Raw genomic sequence first — 21,358 nt, 5'->3', positions numbered from 1 at the left:
AGCCCTTATTTGTACAGCGGACCGTAGTTACTGCAGGCACGATAATCTTGGCCTTCGCTATCCATGCCATGCGCCGCCCACGAGGATGGACGATAAATCGCTTCGTCAGCCACGTTATGCATGCAAACCGGAATGCGCAGCATAGAGGCCAACGTGATCAAATCAGCGCCCACGTGTCCGGCTGTCAGCACACCGTGGTTAGCGCCCCAGTTTGCCATCACCGAATAGACATCGCGGAATGGCCCTTGCCCAGTCAGGCGCGGTACAAACCAGGTGGTCGGCCAAGTGGCATTGGTGCGGTTGTCCAGAATGTCATGCATCTCATCCGGCAGCTCGACGCTCCAACCTTCAGCAATTTGCAGAACCGGCCCAACTCCTTTGATTAAGTTGACGCGACTCATGGTAAACGGCACGCCACCGCGGGTCAGGAAGCGAGATGAGAAACCGCCGCCACGGAAATATTCGTGGATCGCCGGACACCATTCGGTCGCCGCCAAGCACGCATCCGCTTCTTCTTGGCTAATCTCCCAATGCGGCTTGATAGTTGGACGCCCTTCCGCATCTTGCTGACGACAGGTTCCATCCAGCGCTGCCGAGCCGGAGTTAATCAGGTGGATAATGCCGTTTTCCGCCAGACCGGTCAGCGGTTGGCCTGTCACTCGCTGTACCGCCTCCGGTGACCAATACGTCCGAACATCAGCAAACACTTGTGCCGTACCGGTGAGCTGATGGCCAAACAGCATCGCGACGCCATTTAAGCTATCGTTTTCGGTCGCCACCACCAGCGGTTGACGCACCCCATTCCAGTCAAACGCGCTGTTCAGCAACGCTTCGGCGGTATCGCCATTCGGGTATTGATCGGTCCAGTGACGCTGACCTTGGAAACCGGCGGCCACTGCGTTATACCCCAGCGCCTCTTCACCCCATCCTTTTTCGGCTAACTTCGGATTGCCCTGCATCATGTCGCGGATACAGATCGCCATCAGCAGACTTTCACGCAGCACTTGGTAGTTATCTTCCGGCGAACGGCGATATTGTTCGCTATTCAGATCCGGCCCATAGCGGAAATGCCGATCCGCCCATGACAGCGCCAACGCTAACTCTTCTTCGTCATAAATGCCCTGATCAATACGGCGACGCAGCTCGGTCATGTCCACCGCCTGCACCTTCATCCCCAACCAAGACTCAAAGAAATCATGATCGACAATTGAACCGGCGATCCCCATCGAAACGCCGCCCAGCGACAGATAGCTCTTACCCTTGATGGCGGCCACCGCTAAACCGGCGCGCGTAAAGCGCAGCAATTTGTCCTGCACATCCTGCGGAATGCTGTTATCGCCAGCATCCTGCACATCTTCGCCATAAATCGAGAAGGCTGGGATCCCTTTTTGGCTGTGCGCTGCCAGCGCTGCGGCCAGATAGACAGCCCCAGGACGTTCAGTGCCATTAAAGCCCCAAATGGCTTTCGGGCGCTGCGGATCCATATCGATAGTTTCGCTGCCGTAGCACCAGCACGGCGTCACGGTAATGGTCAGGCCCACATTATGGCGACTGAATTTATCTTCACAGGCCGCGGATTCGGCCAGCCCAGCAATACAGGTATCGGCAATCACACACTCAACCGGCTCACCGCTAGGGTGGCGCAGCGTTTCACTGATCAGCGCTGCGGTAGCGCGCGCCATGCTCATGGTCTGCTCTTCCAGTGATTCACGCACCCCCATGCGGCGGCCATCAATCGCCGGACGGATCCCTACTTTTGGCAGACTTAATTTCGTTTTCATCGGGTTACCTCATGTAATCGGCTAAGCAAGTCAGAGCGGCCTTGGCCAGCCTGCTGTCAGAATCGCGTTATGAAAATGATTGTTAATGCGTCTCAAGAAGAGGCCTGACCGGCAGGCCCTCTTCCCTCTTAGGCCTTGTGACCTTTAAAACCAAAGTGAATCAGGTAGATAAAGCCCAGCATCGGGATAACAAACGCCATCCGGATCCCGGCCATATCGGAGATTTGTCCCATAATCGCAGTGAGTACCGCGCCGCCCAAAATGGCCATAATCAAGCAGCTGCCACCAAACTGAGTGTCTTTACCCAGGCCGTGCACTGACAAACCGAAAATGGTAGGGAACATCAAAGACATGCAGGCAGATACCGCGACCAACGCATAAATGCCGGTCATCCCGCCCACAAACATCACCAGCAGCAGACTGAGTGACGCCAGAGAAGCCAGTAACCCCAACAGCACCGCAGGTGAGATAAACTTCATCATGGCGGTACACACAAAACGTGAGGCCGAGAACAACACGATAGACACCAGCAGATAGGTAGATGCATCCGCCTCGTTACCGCCCATTTCCGTCATCACATAACGGATGGTGTAAGACCAGCAACCAATCTGCGCACCGACATAGAAAAATTGCCCCAGCACACCGCGCACAAAGTATTTCTTGGCCAGCAAGCGCCCAAAGCTGCTCTTCAGGCTCTGGTCACTGCCACCGGTATCACTGGCCACTGGCATGCGAGTAAACGCAATGGCTAACCACACCAGCATGATAACCAGCGCTACCACCACATACGGCCCCATCACCGCCGACAATTCAGCCGACTGGATAGAACCCAGCGCTTCCGGCGACATGGCCGCCCGTTCAGCATCGGTTGCGGGGTGCAGTTGCGACAAAATATAGAACTTACCGATCAAGACACCGGTGATAGAGCCAATCGGGTTAAACGATTGCGCCAGATTCAAACGGCGAGTGGCCGTTTCTTGTGGCCCCATCGCAATAATGTAGGGGTTGGCACTGGTCTCCAGAATCGATAAACCACCGGCCAGCACGAACAACGCCATCAGGAACGGGCCATACTCCATAATTTGACTGGCGGGATAAAATAACAATGCGCCAGTACAAAATAATCCGAGGCCTAATAGCACGCCGGCTTTATAGCTGAACCGTTTAATAAAGAGCGCGGCGGGTAAAGCCAGGCAAAAATAGGCACCATAAAAAGCAGTCTGCACTAAACCAGATTGCATATCCGTCAAGGTAAATACTTTTCTAAACTGTGCAATCAGCACATCGGTCATATTATTGGCCAGTCCCCACAATGCAAAACAACTGGTCAGTAATATAAACGGGATCAGAATATTCTTAGGCACCACCTCGGCTGACGGTGCATTACCAGCAATAATGTCCGCAGCCTCCGTGCTTTTGGTCGTTATTTCTGACATGGCTAACACTCCATTGGTTATCGGGTAGGGCATCATTATTTTTATGTCATGCTGTTATTTATTACGGTCAAACCGAACAATAATCAGGAACATGACTGTAGGGATGTCCCGCAGTTCAGAAGGAATTGGTCGCAATGCAATGCATTATTCTTTCTACTACTGACGCCAGAATACGCCTGTGGATGAATAGCCATTCGCCCACCATAATGCGCTGCAGATTAACGTCATTGGCCCATTTTTCAGCGCAGCACTGCTGCCGAAAAAGGAAACCTAAGTAAGATAACCATCAGGTAACCGCATACATCACCGCAGAGCTAAGAGCAGGTTAAACCGGTCTCTCAGCGCCAAGCGTAAGCAACAAGCTCAGTAACATCAGCCAGATAACAGCGCTGTTATGCCACAGAGTTTGCTACCTGTAATACGCTTCTTACCTGATTTTTTCATAATCCTGATTTAGGCCTCATCACACCGCCATTAAATCACACAATCTAATTTATTCATGACACCACGCCAGTGATGCCATAAAAAGCTTCGCGATTTAACAATCCGTACGATAAAAAACCCTCAGTCAGATTTAGCTTTTCTTACTCTACTTTTATCTCTGTTGCTGAGCTCTATTGGCTTGCACTCTTTGTATTTTGTTTCTGTTTTGTTTTTCATTTCTTTCTGCTTGCGGGTGTTGCTGACAATTAATTTAAAGACCTAACACGAATAAAATATGACGGGGCTCACATCGCCCCCTTTCATCCGGTTAAAATGTGAATTTAATCACTTTATCACCACATAAACCGCTGACCGTTTGATTCGTTCCCTAAAGAAAAAACACAAATACCAAATACATCATGACCGAATAAGCGCGTAATAATCAAAAACGGTCATTCATACAGCCACGCACATATTTAATGCCCGTTTTAGCGACCCAACAAAACAAACGGACAAAATAATTCCCGATTAAACATAGGGTTTACTTTAAAGAAAGTAATTCCTATTGACGAACGTCACAAAATAAACGCGAAAAATTCAATTCAACCGATATTAAGCTGAAGATAACTCAACAACAATTTACTCACTGCCTCTATCGAGACTCACATATAGAGACGGGTATAGAGAAGCAGACGTATTTAACGAATTATCGAAATTAAAATCCAAAACGAAATATCGAAACACCGTAATCATTAACGCTTTCATCTGGTGCGATTATCACGTATTGCCAAACCGCTTTACTTGGCGCCAGCACATACTCAAGGCCAACACCGGTGATCCGGCATCGCCTATCACTGATTGAATATAACCGAACATAGATGACGCTCGTCGTAAAAGGGGTACAGCATGGAAAGAGCAACACTGGCTCGTGAGATTATTGCGACTTGTCTGGAGATGACCCGACTGGGTCTGAATCAGGGAACTGCCGGTAACGTCAGCGTACGTTATCGTGATGGTATGCTGATCACGCCAACCGGCATTCCTTACGAGCAATTGACCGAAGATCATATTGTCTATATTGATGGCAATGGCCAACATGAAGCCGGTAAGCTGCCATCGAGTGAATGGCGCTTCCATCTGGCCGCCTATCAAACACGCCCTGATGCCAATGCCGTGTTGCATAACCATGCTATCCACTGCACAGCGGTATCTATTCTCAACCGCCCGATCCCTGCGATTCATTACATGATTGCCGCCGCTGGCGGCAACAGCATTCCATGTGCGCCTTACGCCACCTTCGGCACACGGGAGCTGTCTGAACATGTCATTAAAGCGCTGAAATACCGTAAAGCGACCTTGCTGCAACATCACGGGCTGATCGCCTGCGAAGAAAACCTAACCAAGGCCCTGTGGCTAGCACATGAAGTCGAAGTATTAGCGCGCCTTTATCTCACGACACTGGCAATTACCGATCCAGTGCCGGTGCTGTCAGACGAAGAGATCGCTGTGGTGCTGGAGAAATTCAAAACCTACGGTTTACGTATTGAAGAGTAAGCCACGCTCTCATCTCCGCCTTTCGGACACAAAAAAGCGGTGCTCAGCACCGCTTTTCTGCATTGATTCACATCAAACACTCATAACCGCGGATCACGCCCCCTCGAAGTGGTACTTCATATCCGTGTCATGGGTCATTTTAGTAAAGACCTGGTTGGTCAATTTATCGGTTAAATCAAGCGCCGCTTGCATGGTTTTATCTTCAAACTTTTGCAGCACTTGTTGCGCTTTAGCAGGCTCGGTTTTATAGAGCTTCAGATACTCTTGCTCCATCGCTGCTTGCCGCGCAGCGGTTTGTTCTTCGAACGCTTTATAAGCGCGTTGCACATCAGGGGCATACGCGTTGTAGTTTTGCATCACCAGCGTCTGCAGTTTGCGGTATTTCCAGTTTACCGATTCATTATCTGCCTGATCGGAGCCTTTATCATAACCTGGCAAATAGTGCTGAATACCTTGGTAATACGGCACGTACACACTCAGCGCTGGCATTCCATAAGCCACATACTCCACCTCTCCAATGGCTTTGGGTAAGTTCGGGCGAACCTGCAAAATATGCGACTCTTGTGTACGGAACACAGCAATCGGGCGATATGGCTCTGCTGGATTATTGTTCGTATACGGATCGTGTTTGGTGCCTTGATAATGATTACGCAGCGCCTGTTCAACCTGCGCGACCGAGATCTTCTGCGCCGGTTTTAGGAATACTGGGAAGTTTTTGCCATCAGTAATGGTGGTTTTCAGCTCCGGATTGAACATATGCTGTAAAGTCCAAACCCGAGGATAGTTATAGGTCAGATCGTTTTCGACATCCTGTGAATACACCTGATGGAAATTAAACGGCCCTTGCTGTGGGTTATACAGACCATGCTGCTCAGCAAAGCTAATCAAGGTTGGTGAGCCTAAATAGTTTGCCGTATCTTTAGGATCGTATTTTTGCAACCGGCCCTGATTAGCCGAGACAAAATATTGATCCGCAGGCAAACGAGTGGCCATCCACTGGTGGCCACTGCCGGTCTCCAGATACCAAAGATCGTGCTGGTCAACAAACGCCACCCCAAAACCTTCACCCGCCCCTTGCTGCTCAATAATTTTTCCCAGTAATTCCACGCCTTCACGCGCAGAATGGATCCGCGGCAAAATCACGGTTTGGATCGAGTCTTCGGTGATCCCCGTTTTTTCCACATATGGATCGACTTTCAGCACCGGCTGACCGTTATAGATAGTTTCAGTCGCCGTCATTCCCACGCCAGCAGAGTTAAAACCCACCTCGCCCATAGATTTATCTTGTGTATCAAAATCATGGATTGCGGTATAGCTCAGCGCCTCTTGCGGCAACGGATAGGTAAAATCATTACCGTGTGCTTTGAAAACCCCTTTCTGATGATGTGCCGCCGGATGGCTCACCATGTGTTTGGCATTGGTTGCGGAATAATCTTCATTACGCGCCGCAATAAATGAGCCATCCGCCGACGCCTGATTCCCCACCAAAATGGTGGTACAAGCGGACACCTGTCCAGCAAACAGCGCTGTCATCAACGCAGCAAGCAGCGTGGTCTTCATAAGGAACTCCGTTTTTCTCTTCTGTCTCACCGAGACTAAAACAGTAGACTGACTTTTTTCCCTCCACAAATCATCGAAATTAACAGCGAGTTACATTTTGTAAGCGGAGATGAGTGGTAATGTTTGGTAAATAAAAACATGAAGATTAATGTATGGGGGGTGATTTATGGTACTGTTTTAAATTTAAGATAGATGCAAATACTGAATCCTAATTTGGTTACTTACACAGGGGTGTTCGCTCTGTACAAGTAACCCACAATTATTTATAATTAGTCTGAATAACTCTAAACTACGCTACATCTACCACATGATTATTTTAAGTCAACATGAACAATAAAAACCATGTTATCTAAGACCCATTCCTAGCAAAATTAAATTAAAAATATACAATTAACTTAACTCTTATAAAATCTAAATGGTTTCGATATACTTATTTCTATCTAGAGTAATTTTCGATATACAGGTTTGACCCACCGCCTTCATATAAGGAGCGTCACTCTCATAATTAAAATCAGTTGACTCATAAAGACAAGCTGCATCTCTATAAGCTAACCACTTTCTTTGGGAGTCTTTGAATCGCTCTAACAGAAGAGGTGATTTTAATGTGTTTATTTTCTTCTTATACAAAATATTTAAATTAAGATCGGAATCTATATAATCGCAAATATCTGACTGTGAAGATTGAAGCCCATTTTTTTTATTTAAACTTAATGTGGACACATCAAAAAATATCACTATACCAGATGAGGATATTGCTATTTTATAAAAATATACCTCACCACTATCACCGTTAGATGAGTTAGAATTAACCACCACTTCATCAACAACCTGAGAATTACATTCTCGCCTATGTTTTTCAACAATATTAACATCCCTAGCATTTCCATCTAACTCAAAAGATATTATTTCATGACTTTTTCCTTCGATGAATATACCCCAAGATGAATCGTTCAATAATCGAGCATAAACCTCCGTAGCCATAACAGAGCTATTTGGAAAAACGAAAAAAAATGCAGCGATGAAAAATTTATAAAACATCATCAAAAACTCCCATTGAAATAAATGACGTAAGATTTTTAAATCGTTTTTGATAGCTATCATCATATTTGTTAACCACTTTAGTTATAGCGCTTGATTCAGCGTATGTGACACCTTGATCGGCTATGGAATATAATTTCTTTTGTCGCCAAAAAAACAATGCAGAGCGAATTGATATATCTATGTTAACAAGTAAATCGGGATTCAACTCATAATCATCAAGCGTACCCCACTCTGCCCGACTAAATCGGGTGAACTCCTTGTAATTACTTCTAAACGTTAATTGTTTCGCGCCTCTACCTCTATATTTATAACCATCACCACTTTTCACAGAACCATTTTCATATCTATTAGCATAAGCTTTATTAGCTATAGTGATTTGGTTAGCAGGATGCTCTCGAGTCCTTCCATCTTGCTCAGCTTCATCTGGCCTCTTAGAATAGTATTCAAATTTACCAATAAGAACACTTGGCTTATAGTTTAAATTCTCAACAACCTTAAAAGAAGAACCTACCTCTTGGTAAACTTGAGCCATAAAGTGGTATAGTCGGTTACTAGTATTAATTTTCATATTTTCAATATTACTATTTAATTCATTAGCAACAACATCTAGTAAATCGTCAGAGACTAATCCTATGTCACTCCATATTTTTCTTAACATGGCCAGTGTGATTTTTTTCTTTGAAAACTCAGACACCAACCCCATCATCCCAGCCGGATGAATAAACCACATTTTAGAGTTGCCCAATATCTCTTTAGCTTCTTCAACCCAAGCCATATTGTTGTGTACCTGCATTGCATATTCATACAGTTTAGGCTGGTCAGCTAGCTCTTTTTGAAGACGTGGCCACCCTTTATCACGCTTTATCCATTCACTTTCATGCTTGATAAATAACCGGCGCAGCTTGTTTGCCAAATCATCATCGGCCAAAGCAGATTTAATTTCGTCGCCACTCAGTACATTATCATTGTCTCGATCTATAGTTAGTTGGTCATAAAGAGTGCTAAAAAATGCCCCACCTTCCTGACCTTCTGTATCCTGTTTATCCAAGAACCCATCAGGATCACTACTGCCATCAACGAGTTTAACCCCTAACTTGCCCCAATCATGTTGGCTTAGTAACTCAGTATCACCCGCCAATAAGACAAATTCCCCAGCCAATTCCCCTTTTGCCGCAGCACGTTCGCGTACTCGAACAAATTTTTGGGTGCCATGAGTAACAATATCAGCCTTCTTTACCGCCAACGGGACAGTCAGTGGACCAAGTTTAGCCACATTCTTATAACTTGGTTGGTTTTTATGGTTAGTCAGGCGGCACGTATCAACCTCATTCTTCTTAATAACCAAGTAATCCTGACCACCGGTTACCTGCGCTTTGTTCTGGATACAATCGTTAAGCATCTGCTTATCTTGCGTATCTTTCTCAGTGACAAACACTTCAAAATGTACAGCCTTCTGATCAGGATCGAGGCTAAATCCACTCGCACTGGACGTTGCCACTTGGTGCTCGCCCCAATGGCCGATAACCTCGCCTGCCTGAACAGCTATTGGGTTACTATCACGCAATACAACCTTATCAAACTCAATCGGGATGCTAGATTCCGCGGTTAAAGCCGCACCGAATTTATTTTTTGCTAACCAGCCAATCGAACCCTTGCTAGCATTAGCCATCACCTGATTAGCACTATTCTTGACGGTTCCGTTCCCCACTTTGAACACTTGAACTTGACGAAAATCAGTAAGACCACCGTTAATCGTTACCATCTGTTGCTCACCTAACAACACAACTTCACTACCGGCAGGTACTCCAGTACTTTCTTCAGTACTGTCCGCCGTTTTTCTTAGCCATGTATTATTAGGTACTGTATAGCGAGCTGGCTTACTTTCCGGTGGAGTCAGCCAGTTAGGTTTCATTTTACACTCGGCCTTGATATATTTTGCCGCAATATAAAACAGTTCAGGATCTCCGGCCTTGGGCTCGGCATAGCACATCAATTGGTAAATTTGAGGCTCATTGCGCAAGTTGTATCTCTCAGACCAATTATTCCTATCCACTAAAATAACTTCAGCCCCTTTCCGCGCAATGCCTAATTTATCTTCAGACTTAAGCTGCAACCCCGCAGATCCCTTATAAATAGAGACGTCATTACCATCAACAACATACCGCTCAGGCTCAGCGCTATAGCTGTTTTCACAAGCTATATGCATGTACAAGCTATAAAAAGTTAAGCTGTTTTTATTTTTCTCTCCCGCCTCATAGCGGTGACGAATTAGGCAAAACGAAGGAGAGGTATACAAATCAATCTCGTGCTCAGGCTCCCCGGCTTCAGATTTACGCGTTGCTTTAGCAGGTTCAGTCGCAAACCGATAAGCAACAATTTCTCCATCAGCAATAGCACGAACAGCACCGCTTGAATGCCATCCCCCTTTTTCGCTGAGGTGAACTCCACCATGCCAAATACGATTACGTCCTATAGGGAAGGTTCCACTATTTAATTTATTGAGCTGGCTAATAAACTCATCAAGTGATGCAATTTCCTTGGGAGTACCCTCTCCCGCCAACTGCATGGGGTAGACGATTTTCATCTTTACTGTTCAACCCTATATTATACGTAAGCCATCAAACAGACGGTTGATAATCCACTTTAAGCATCCGCTCTTTGAGCAATGCCTCCATCGCCTCTTCCGTAGGCAGTGCCTTAATCAGCTCAACCGGCTCTGGAGCCTTCTCCGCGCCAATGCCTTTAGGAAGCGCGGGAGCCTGCCCCGCCCAACTCGTCCCCACTTCTGGGCTTCCTCCTGCATTGAGCTTAATATCTGGACCCACCAGCTTGATGCCACTTGGGTCGAGCTTCACAAAGCTACCGCCGCCACTTAGCGTCAGCTCCGAGCCTGCTTCTAATACCAATTTCTCTCCGACATTGATGTGCACTTCAGTGCCTGTATCCACCAACAGGGATTGCCCCACTTTTTGGTGCATATTGGTATCTACGGTCAAAGAGTAATCAGCTTGGATGTGCTCTCGTTTCTGCACATCAACCGTCAGGTGATCATTGGCCTTAATCCGCGTCACGCGTTCATTATCAATCGCGCAGTGCTCATCATGTGTAATGTGCCAAGTCGCATCCTGCTCAATAAGAGCGTTCAGATCCTTCTGGCCATGGATATAGATCTCTTCCTGCCCAGCCTGATCTTCAAAGCGCAGCTCGTTAAACCCTTGCCCTTGATGAGTCATCGTCCGCAGCACTGTGCGCGTTTTATGTTGTGGAAGCGGATACACTGGGCGCTGCGTGGCATGGTAGGTTCGCCCCGTCACTATGGGCTGGTCAGGATCACCGTCCAGAAATGACACAATCACCTCATGCCCGATGCGCGGAAGCGCCATGGCGCCATAATGTCCACCGGCCCATTCTTGCGATACGCGCACCCAACAAGAGCTTTGTTCATTACTCGCGCCGTATCTGTCCCACGGAAACTGCAACCGTACACGCCCATAGTTGTCACAATAGATCTCTTCACCTGCCGGACCGACCACGGTCGCTATCTGCGGGCCATCCACCATCGGCTTATGCGGCATCAATGCACGCCATGACATGTCCGCCGGGATCACCGCAAACTGGTTGTAATACAGTGTTGGCTCACTACCGCCTTCTTCTTCCAATGCTTGCGGTTGCTGACCGGTATGGCGAATGCCAACCACTTGCCACGCGACGTTGAATTTGGCATTCGGGTGCTCGTTTAACGTAAAGGCCATGCCGGGTTGCAACTGCGGCGCATTCGATTCACCTTGCCCCCGAAGAGCATCTGCGCGTAGCGCATCAAGGCGATAACCGCTCAACGCTTTACCACTCGGGTCTTGCTTGAAACGTCCGGGATAATCAAAATGTTGGTAGTGGTCCTGCTGATGCGCAAGCGCACTGCCTTGCTGACGATGGGAGAGTGCGTAAGCCGGCGTTTTGAAGCAGTAATCTTTGAGCTCAACTTCCGCCGGACGCACCGCTTCGACATACTGGAAACGGCGCACAAACGGCCCGTGTTGCTGACCTTGATTAGCCAGATTGAAAAACAGCGCGGGGCCTTGCTGCAACGCGGCATGATGATCGGTAAACACCACGCTATGTTTGCCCGAGGTAAACTCGTGATACCAACACATCCCCTCTTCTGCAGTTAAGCGCGCCAGAAAAGCCAGATCGGTTTCGCGATATTGCACGCAGTATTCACGCTGCGCATGGCTATCTTTGAGCGCAAAAGCATAATCAGTCACCCCAGCCTCTTGCAGCAAGATACTGATGATTTCCTGTGGTGTCAGGGCTTGAAACATGCGTGCGTTATGGCGCAGCGATAAGCGCCACAGCGCGGGGCGCACCGCTAGGCTATAGCGAGTACGGCGAAAACCGGTATCACCCTGTGAGAACTGACTCACCACGCCGTTCACGCGGCGCTGTAACTCGCCATCAAACCATATCAGCAACTCGCACGGCTGCTCCAACACGTCAGCTGCATCGATATCCGGTTGCAAACTGGCCAAATCTAGGCTGAGCAAAAACGGCGTATTAAGCTGCTCATCCAAGTCAAATGCCGCCACGGCAAAGGTGTTTTGCGGCAGCGCGCCCACCTTAACCGTAAACTGTAATCCCGTACTGTCTGTCATCACCCATCCTCTTCTCTGTCGCGCTTATCAGCCAGCCTGACCACTGCCAGAGCCGATGACGACACCACCGCAATCGACCGGCTTACCGGTAACCGCTATTGGCTGGCCATTCACCAACACTGAACCAACCCCTGCTGCAATACTGCGTGGATGGGGGGGATTATTGGGTTTATCGTGCGGCTCAAGGGCATCGCCTTGCCGTGCCACCGGCTTGTTGTCCAAGAACACATCAGGGCTGGCCGCAATCACCGGAGAAGGATGAAAGCCGTCATGATCGGTGCCGATATCACCCAGCAATACAATTGAAGGACACATAGTTAGCTCCTATTGATCGTCTGATCCGTTAATGAGGCCTTTAGCTATCAGAGCGGCTTTTTTGCAACTGATACAAACGCACGCTGAACGCTTTCAACTCACTTTCCAGTGCACTGAGATCGGCTTGACTGATCGGCTCTTGCGCACTCAATCTGGCTTCCAATGCATTCAAGCGCTGTGCAAACGGGGCTCCCGTCAGCAACGACTTTTGTACTTCGTACAACTGAGTTTTGAGGTAGGAAATACTGACGCTTTTACGCTGACTCTCGAGTACCTGTAAACGCTCCAATAACGCATCAACACCTTCCCGAGCGGCATCGTAATCGGCCAGCGATGGCAAATTGGTGAGATTTTTTTGCAAGCCATCCTGCCATTGCTGGTTCATAGTTTTAACGGCCAAAGAGTCCGGATACAGCATCTGTAATGCCTGATTTAAGCTGTCGCCATAGCGATACCAATACAAAGGCGAGGCTTGCTCAGCCTGCGTCAATTGACTCTGGTAGCGAGATAACACACGGCGCTCCATCCCCTGCAATGCCTGCTCACCTAACGTAGATCGCGCTTGGCGAATATCGTCATAGGTCAGCGCCAACGGCTGGATTGCCACTGGCTGCACCAGTGCTAACGCAGCCTCTTTTTTCTCTTGCTGGCCATAGCCAATCCACGCAATCAACGCGGGCAATAAACAACTCAGAGCGCCACAGGCAAACCAGAACCATGCCGGTTTTGGCTTACGCTGGGTCTCAATTTTGAGTACCGTTGGTTTCACTTGCCCTTTTTCACGGCCGACCAAGATGCTGCCGTGTGGCAAGGTTGGTGCCACCGTCACGGCACCATCACTCGCGCTGTCAGGGCTGAAGAACACCATTGGCGGGACCTGCATGTCATCGACTTTGCTGATCTGTTCGTCAGACACAATCACAATCTCGGTCTCATCAAACAGATGACTATAGCCCTCGACGAAATGCAGCAGATTCTCAATGCGCGGCACACGACTCAGCCCCGAGGTATGCAGCTTTTCACTGATCAATTGCAGCGCTCGCTCACTACGGTAAATCAGCCGTTTGTCTTCATGGCTAATCGGGTATTGGCGCATCACATCGCTGATCCGGGCAATGAACCAATCCAGCATCTCGATCCGAGCGCGCTCTTGATGCCGAGGCGGCCAGAAGGTGTCCCACTGCGTCACAATCAGATTCGCCAGAAACTCACAGCCTTCGGTAAAGCCGCGCAGCCCTTGTAAGCGCGCACGTGCCAAGGTGAAATAAATGGCGGTTTGTAAATCCACCCCGTGAATCTCAAAAATGCGACTGGCGAGCTGATGGATCCGTTGCCAATCCACATCGGGGCGCGATGCGTGGCTCAGTTTGTTAATTTCCGCGCGCAGCGCTTCATATTCCGGCAGCATGCGTGGGTCTTGCCCGACTTTCAGCGCCTGTTGTGCATCTTGCATCTTTAATAGGTCCTGTCACTTCGGGGCCTGATGGCCCCGTAACGGCTTAATACAGTGATTCGGGCAGACGGAACTGATTGAACAATCCACCGGCAAATGGGTTATGGCTAGCATCGGCGTATACCCGATAGGTCATCGCGCCTTTGTCGACTGGGAAGCGCACATCAAACGTGCCAGCATTCACCTGTGTCAGCTCACCTTTTTGCATCAAGCGGAACATCGCCCACGGTCCGGTAAAGCTTTCACTGCGGGGCGAGTTTTCACGGTTAGCTGGCACCAAGGTGATTTTACTTTCAGCACCATCACGCATCGTGTTCGGCCAAATCAGTGGGATTTTGCTACGCCGGCCATGCGCATACTCCAGCAGCTGCCCATCAATATTGAGCACACTGCGCCGTTTATTGGCGGTCAGCTCAATAGGCTCCAGCGCAAACTGCACTTCCAGATAGCCTTGAGCGTTAAAGAAGGTTTCCCGAATTTTGCTGGCGCGCTCCAGCTGCTTTAACAGCTCATTTTGCAACGGCGAGCCTTGTTCGCTACTCATTAACCCACTGTCTACCATCGGTTTTAAGTTGGTTTGATAGAAGCTATCCAGCGTGCCGCCAGGAGCAAAAAAACGCTCCATTTCAGAAAGTGGCGCATCTTTATCCGCCCCTAAATCAAACGGATAACGATCGGCCAGCAGGGTGGTAAACGGCTGAATCACCTGCTCTTGCCACTCTTGGTTGAGTGATGACATGGCCATATCCACCACCAAGGCAGCGCTTTGCTCGGCTATCTGCCCTACCCAGCGATTCAGCGGCGCCGGCAGACTGCGCGCATACTGCTGCAGAGCAAACACCGGATCGGCATACTTGTTACCTAGGCGGACTTGCACGGCTTTCAGCGCCGATTGGCCCGGATCATTGGCATTCACAATCAGCTCCAGATAGTGATACAGCTCAGTCAGTTTTTGGTTAACCTCCTGAATCACTGGCGCTTGCTCGCCATTACCACTTAACGCGGCATTGCTGTTAATAAACGGTCGACCAATACGGCTCAGGATCCCTTGCGCCAACGCATTTTCTTCCTCCGACAACGGCCGAATTCGCGTGTTGTTGTTGAGCGCGCTCAATACCCGTTGGAACGGTTGATCATTGCCAATCACAGCGGCCAACACGTTCAGCGCCTGCTCAGGGCTACTCAGTGGCTGGACATCCAAGCTGCTGAGCATTTTTTGCCAGTGGTTAACGTAATCGGTCACATAACGATCATTGACCTGACGAGAGATCTCCTTACGATCCGCCGCACTCAAACTGACTTGCTGGCGCTGGCCCAACACCCAAACATCCATGGCGGTTAAATCCATCAGGGTTTTATCCTGACGCAAGAAAAACTCGCTAAAGCCTGGCCACGTTAATAGGCGCGGTACGGTGCCAGCATCATCGCTACGCAGCACAAATACGCTGTCAAAGGTTGGACCCACTTCGTCACGAATGGCCAAATCGGGCGCTAACTGATCGTTGGCCTTCACCACCAAGCTTTGGTACACGCGCTGGAACATCGGTAACTTGCTCAGCTCACGCTGCGCGGCATAAACCGGCTTACTGAACGGAGCGAAGGCACTGATTGCAGCCTGATCTTTATTTTGCCGAGCGCCATACCAGTTGGTGTGTTGCAGGGCATAATCCAGATGCTGCATCAGCTGTTCTTGTACCTGCCCTTGACCAGGAAATGCCTGCTGCCAACGCTGAGCCATAAACTGTTCGACCAGGGCGTTATTGCGCCCAGAGGCATCATCGAGCATGCGCATTACGCGCAAGATCGCCAGTTTCTGCTCACTGCCTGCCGGCGCCTGATTTAAATCATCCAGCAACCCTTGCATGACCGCCGGTAAAAAGCGCAGGTTCAGCAGCTGCAGATAAGTGCCTTCAACATATGGCCCGATCCGATCGCCTTGATACAGACCCAAATCGGCCAACAATGGGGTTTTATCGCGATAATCACCAAACGACAGCGTCGCCTCACGAATCAAGTTCAAGCGCGGCAACTGGCTGTAGCCAAAGCCTTGCTCCCCCGTCAGCTCTCCGGTACCGGTAAAGGCCTGCGCTTTGTTCAGCACATTGTGACCCGCCGCTTCATTGACGCGGTAAAAGTGGTGCCAACCGGCAATCAGCAGCGCACAACACAACGACAGTGAACCCACCCCGATCGCCATCCGACGTCGGCGATACAAGGTATGCAGACGGTTCTCCCCGGCCAAATGCGCCTCAGGGAAGATGATGTCGGCAAACAAGCTACGCACAAAAAAGGCGTTCGATTCACCACGTAGCGCCGAATGCACCGGCTCGGCCAGCTGATAACGGTTGGACGCCGCTTGCGTGAAAGCATCAAACGGCACACCTTGCTGATACACCGAGCTGATATACACCCCGCGCATCAACAGCCCTTTTTGCTCTTTGTCGGTTAAGATGTCGCCCAGTACTTCCAGCACATAATCTTTCAGCCCCGCTAGCTGGCGTACAAACGCAAACAACGTGCTGCGCTGCGCCGCATCGAGCTTATCCAACATCATCGACGGCAGGTTGTTGTTCAGATGATCCAGCCACTGCGTCCAGAACTTATCCAGCTCCTGCAGCCACTCATCGCCTTGGCTACTATCCGGACTGAACGTGACTCCCAGTACGGCATCACGCGCCTCTTTATCCAACTGCTGATACAAGACATCAAAGCCACGCAGCATATCCAGCTTGGTCAGCGTGATGTACAGCGGCAAACGGGTATTAATGTGTAAGCTGATATCCTGCAAACGCGCGCACATCATCTGCGCATATGCCTGACGCTCTGCGACCCCAGCTTGTGCCAACCACGCCAGATCTAAGGTCAGCACCAAGCCATTTAATGGCTGGCGACGGCGGTTGCTACTCAACCAGCGCAAGGCGTGTTGCCACAAACGCTCATCAGCCCGCTCCGACTCCTGCGCACCGCTGTGCGCTTGCGTCAGCAATTTGCCATCCGGATCGAGCATCACAGCCTGCTCCCCAACCCAGCAATCAATCTGCTGATCGGCGGCATAATCGCGCAGCTCCGCTTCCAAACGCGGATTGAGTTTGTTGGCCGGATTGGCGCGATGGATCAAACTGCTTTTACCACTGCCCGGTAAACCAATCACCAGATACCACGGCATGGCATACAGCGCACCGCGCCCAAGATGCTCACGCAGCGCCTGTAACCAGCGATCGAGAAAATGCTGCTGCGCGTCCAAACGCGGCTTGACCGGATCGGCCTCGGCACTCTCTTGCTCTTGTCGCTCGGCCTTGAGCTGCTGCATCTTTTTCCAAATCTGCCAAGAGTAGACGCCAAAAATCAGCCACAACCAGACCAGGGTAAACACCACCCGATGCCAAATACCGGCCAAGGGTTTAAATTCTCCGAGCGTTAATTGTGGGCCTAACCACCAGCCCAACATGAGCGTCACCGCCCAGAGCACTACGCCGATCACCATCCATGAGATCCGGAATCGGGACATGACTTGCTTAATGAGGGAAAAAAAAGTTTTGAACATAACTATCCATTCAGCTCCGAATGTCTCATGCCGACCGCGGGGTCGCGTAACGTGCCAGGCGGTTGACCAACCCAGGCTCCCACTGTGCCAGTCCTAAGCGCTGTGTTTCCTGCCACAAAGATTGATATTGTTGGGCGGCCAAGTGCGGCATCCCTTCTGCAGCCAAAAGGTCAGCACCGGCCAACTGGTGATAAAAGCGACTGCGCGGCTCTTTGAGCTGCCGCACTTTTTCATCCAGCATGCTCAAGGCGCCGGACAGCCCTTGTGTCTGGCAGCAAGCCTGCAACTCGCCGCCTAAATCCGCTGAGCCGCCCGCTACACTGGCGGCCGGTTGCAACCACTGGCTACATTCAGCACTTAAAAACGGGGTGCCATCACTGAAGGTCATCTCGCGCAGTGTCGGTAAGCGCGCCAAAAACGCCCCCACCTCATCAGCAATGGCATTCGCGACGGCGGTATAGCCGAGTTTGAGCGCCACTTGTGCCGAGAGGTAATGCCCCTCAAACCAATAGGGTGCCAACGTCAGGCTGTGCTCGATTTTCTGCCATAGCGCCAGATCCGCTTGCGCCAGTGCGCTGCGATACTCATCCGCCATATCAGCAGAAAACGGCGCCAACTGGGTTTTATTAGCGCGACTAACCAAGGGCGCGGCCGTGATCCCACTCCACAGTGCGTGCCGCCGTAAGCGAAAACCGATTGCCGCACTCGGCTGCGCCTCAATGAGTAACTCAGCGACGCGCAACTGCGTCTGACGCCAAGCCCGTTCATCCGAGGTATCAATCGCCGACTGGCTACTGGCGCTCATCAGTGATGCCGCCCCGCCCGACACCGCGTTCTGGCCCGATATCGTTGACGATGCTGTTGATGCAGCAGGCGTCGCCGCCGCATCAGCCTTCGCCTGTTCGTGTTTTTGTCGCTGCGCGCGGCGTAAACCCGCTAATAATTCATCTAAAAGCGCACTTTTATCCGGTGCTAATGCATTCCAACGCTCAGCAAACGCTTCGCTCAGTTGCAAGAGCTGGGTTAACTCGGCGCTTGAGGCCGCGCTACATACGCGCTCTAATACTCCCTCAAAACGCTTGATGATCTGGCTCACCACCCGCTGTTTTTGCATCACGCTGGCCGGCCACGCACATGCCCAATAAGCCTCGACCCAGCAATCCAGTAACATCAGTGCGGTAGCAAACGGCGTGGCTTTAGCTGGGTGCTGCAGACAACGGGTCAATTGCGCCAACACCCGCATATCTTTGGTGCGCGTTTCCAGTAAGGTTAAACAAGCGCCCGCCACTTTCTGTAAATCCACTTGGCTATGCGCCAAAGAGCCGAGTTTGACTAACTCGGTCTCGACGCTCTCCCACAGCGGATCGTCAGCGGCAACGGCGCAGCGCATGGCTTCATCCGGTAGCGGCGTCAGCAAACGCTGACACCAAGGGTGTGAATGCTGCATCCTGCCTCCTACCACCGACACAACTGGCGCAGCGGTTGCAATGCCTCGGGCATGCCACTCAAATCCACGCGAATCGAAGAGCCATCGGAGGCCTGTAGCAACAACTCGCGTTGACCGCTCCAGTGCTTAAGCTCGTCAATCGCCGGCAATCCACGACCAAACTCCAACAGCAGCCCGTGGTCACGAACAAACCAGTTATTACCTGCCGGCTCACCATCTACCGATGCGCTCACCTGATCGCCCACCCAGGAGCTATCTAAACGCAGCCAAATGCGGGTAATGGCGTTATTACAACCTATCGCCAAGGTGCCACCGCGCAGCGCTGCACGCGTCAGTAGCAGATCATCGGAATCCGGCAGTTGGCCCAACATAAAAAGCGGGCTATCACCACTGCGGCTTGCTTCCTGCGCTTGGATTTGACGCCAGATAAGTGAACGCGGTGCGGCATCATGCGCGCTAACCGACACAGGAGCCTTGCTCGCACCTATTGCGTCATAACACGCTAAACGCGCCAACGGCGCGGCTTGCGCACGACAACGTTGCCATTCCACAGGCCAATCCGTTTGTGCCACCGCGCTGCTGGTCAGCAGTAACGCGGCCAGCGCCCAACCTTTCATCCATTAACCTCCAGCTTCTGGCATTTGTGATCCAGTGTGCGCTTCGGGATATTGAGGCTTTCCGCCACCCGCATCCGGTTACCTTGGAAATAACGCAACCGCGCTTCAATCACGGAAGCCTCAAATTGCTGCAAGGCTTGGCGCAAATCACTGACGTGGCAAAAATCATCCTGATAAGCATCCGGCTCCACGGTCAGGCGGTCGTGAATTTCCGGCGGTAAGGCCGACAAGGTGATCGCCTGTCCAGACGGCGTCTGAGCACACGCTACTTCCAACAAGTTACGCAGCTCACGCACATTGCCGGGAAAGTCATAACTGATTAACTGCTTGAGAAAACCACGCTGCAGCGCACCAAACGATTTGCCTTCTTGCGCGGCAAAATGAGCAATGAAATGCTCGCTAAGCACACTGATATCATCCGGCCGCTCACGCAGCGGCGTGAGCATCAACAGGCACTGACATAAGCGATGGTACAAGTCTTGGCGAAACAGCCCTTCACTGACCCGCTGCTCCAGCGGCTGGTGCGTAGCCGCAAGCAGGCGAAAATCGGAATACACCTCTTTATCGCCGCCCAACGGCCGAAAATGGCGTGTTTCCAGCACGCGCAGCAACTTGGCCTGCATTCCCGCAGGCATATCACCCACTTCATCCAGAAATAAGGTGCCGCCATTGGCTTGTGCAACGAGACCGGTTTTATTGCTTTGCGCCCCCGAAAACGCTCCTTTTTGGTACCCAAACAGCTCGCTTTCAATCAGGTTTTCTGGGATAGCCGCACAGTTGATCGCAACAAACGGCTTATCAGCACGCGCAGAACACTGATGCAGCAGACGAGCGACCACCTCTTTACCGGTGCCCGTTTCGCCCTGAATCAACACATTGAGGCGATGCGCTGCGGCCTTAGCAATTTGCTCACGCAGCTGTCGAATCGCACGCGATTCACCGACTAAGGTTTCTTTCAACCGCTCATCCTGACGCCGACGCTGCTCGCCTTCACCGCGCATTACGCGGATAGAGTCTTGTAAATCGCTGACCCCTCGACGCGAACGCCCTAAATCGCGGATCAGCGTAAGCTGACCGGTAAAAATCTGGGTTAGCAACGCCAGCGCATCTTGCGCTTGCCACTGTTTTAAACAGTCTGCCGTATCCAACAAAGCTAAAACCGCTACCGGTTTACCGTCATGGCTATGTAATGGCAGGCAGTGGATCCCGCTATCGGTGCCGGCTTGCGCTAACATGCGACGCAATCCGCTTGGACCAATACGCGCGCCGCCATGGAGAGACTCCCAAGTGCACACCTGATCGCGACACAGCGCCAAGGCCAGCGGATGGGTAAAATCATCCGCCGCCAATGACAACGTCGTCTCCTGCTCTCCCACCCAGCCACGGCATTGCAACTGGCGACCGCTGACATCCAGCATGCCCAGTAACGCACCGCGTGGCTGCCATCCTTGGCGCACAATCGCCAGCAACCAATCACACAGTGACGGCTCCCCGCGCGCCTGCGTCAGGGAGAACGCGAATTCGAGTGCCTGTTGCAT

The 21,358-nt window shown here is 50.8% G+C and carries 13 protein-coding genes; 1 reads left to right on the top strand and 12 read right to left on the bottom strand.

Going from position 1 to position 21,358, the window contains the following annotated elements:
* Window positions 1–5: 5 nt before the first annotated feature.
* Both fucI and fucP read right to left on the bottom strand, forming a co-directional pair.
* Complete coding sequence (gene fucI / locus NCTC9997_RS03790; protein ID WP_064977349.1) at window positions 6–1,781, bottom strand: L-fucose isomerase; 1,776 nt, start codon at window positions 1,779–1,781, stop codon at window positions 6–8.
* A gap of 128 nt (window positions 1,782–1,909) precedes the next feature.
* Window positions 1,910–3,217 (bottom strand): L-fucose:H+ symporter permease, encoded by a 1,308-nt coding sequence (gene fucP, locus NCTC9997_RS03785; protein ID WP_010862288.1) that lies wholly within the window; start codon window positions 3,215–3,217, stop codon window positions 1,910–1,912.
* A 1,329-nt stretch (window positions 3,218–4,546) separates the two neighbouring features.
* On the opposite strand from fucP, the gene fucA reads away from it, so the two are divergent.
* Entirely contained in the window at window positions 4,547–5,194 is a 648-nt protein-coding gene (fucA, locus tag NCTC9997_RS03780) for an L-fuculose-phosphate aldolase (RefSeq protein ID WP_064977348.1), read from the top strand.
* A gap of 93 nt (window positions 5,195–5,287) precedes the next feature.
* Here the strand turns inward: fucA and NCTC9997_RS03775 are convergent, their stop codons facing one another.
* From NCTC9997_RS03775 to NCTC9997_RS03730, 10 genes are all read right to left on the bottom strand, one after another.
* Window positions 5,288–6,754 carry a C69 family dipeptidase gene (locus NCTC9997_RS03775; protein ID WP_064977347.1) on the bottom strand — a complete coding sequence of 489 codons (1,467 nt, stop codon included), beginning with the start codon at window positions 6,752–6,754 and terminating at the stop codon, window positions 5,288–5,290.
* 411 nt (window positions 6,755–7,165) lie between these two features.
* Window positions 7,166–7,795: a lysozyme inhibitor LprI family protein gene (locus tag NCTC9997_RS03770; protein ID WP_064977346.1), complete on the bottom strand. Its 630-nt coding sequence runs from the start codon at window positions 7,793–7,795 to the stop codon at window positions 7,166–7,168.
* Entirely contained in the window at window positions 7,782–10,379 is a 2,598-nt protein-coding gene (locus tag NCTC9997_RS03765) for a glycoside hydrolase family 19 protein (protein WP_064977345.1), read from the bottom strand. The genes NCTC9997_RS03770 and NCTC9997_RS03765 overlap by 14 nt, the downstream gene beginning before the upstream one ends.
* Before the next feature lie 34 nt (window positions 10,380–10,413).
* A complete protein-coding gene (locus tag NCTC9997_RS03760) occupies window positions 10,414–12,444 on the bottom strand; it encodes a type VI secretion system Vgr family protein (RefSeq protein WP_064977344.1) in 2,031 nt (676 codons plus the stop codon).
* Between the two features lie 27 nt (window positions 12,445–12,471).
* Entirely contained in the window at window positions 12,472–12,759 is a 288-nt protein-coding gene (locus NCTC9997_RS03755; protein WP_010862294.1) for a type VI secretion system PAAR protein, read from the bottom strand.
* A 40-nt stretch (window positions 12,760–12,799) separates the two neighbouring features.
* Window positions 12,800–14,212, bottom strand: a complete 1,413-nt coding sequence (locus NCTC9997_RS03750; RefSeq protein ID WP_064977343.1) for a VasL domain-containing protein — start codon at window positions 14,210–14,212, stop codon at window positions 12,800–12,802.
* A gap of 46 nt (window positions 14,213–14,258) precedes the next feature.
* Window positions 14,259–17,696 (bottom strand): type VI secretion system membrane subunit TssM, encoded by a 3,438-nt coding sequence (gene tssM / locus NCTC9997_RS03745; RefSeq protein WP_230405853.1) that lies wholly within the window; start codon window positions 17,694–17,696, stop codon window positions 14,259–14,261.
* 85 nt (window positions 17,697–17,781) lie between these two features.
* Entirely contained in the window at window positions 17,782–19,203 is a 1,422-nt protein-coding gene (gene tssA / locus NCTC9997_RS03740) for a type VI secretion system protein TssA (RefSeq protein WP_064977341.1), read from the bottom strand.
* Between the two features lie 8 nt (window positions 19,204–19,211).
* Window positions 19,212–19,820, bottom strand: a complete 609-nt coding sequence (vasI, locus tag NCTC9997_RS03735) for a type VI secretion system-associated protein VasI (RefSeq protein WP_064977340.1) — start codon at window positions 19,818–19,820, stop codon at window positions 19,212–19,214.
* Window positions 19,817–21,358: a sigma-54 interaction domain-containing protein gene (locus NCTC9997_RS03730; RefSeq protein WP_064977339.1), complete on the bottom strand. Its 1,542-nt coding sequence runs from the start codon at window positions 21,356–21,358 to the stop codon at window positions 19,817–19,819. Before NCTC9997_RS03730 ends, vasI begins: the two co-directional genes overlap by 4 nt.

Origin of the sequence: Plesiomonas shigelloides (genome assembly GCF_900087055.1) — a bacterium.
Classification (GTDB): domain Bacteria; phylum Pseudomonadota; class Gammaproteobacteria; order Enterobacterales; family CAMTGL01; genus Plesiomonas; species Plesiomonas shigelloides.
This window is presented reverse-complemented; position numbering and strand designations above follow the sequence as displayed.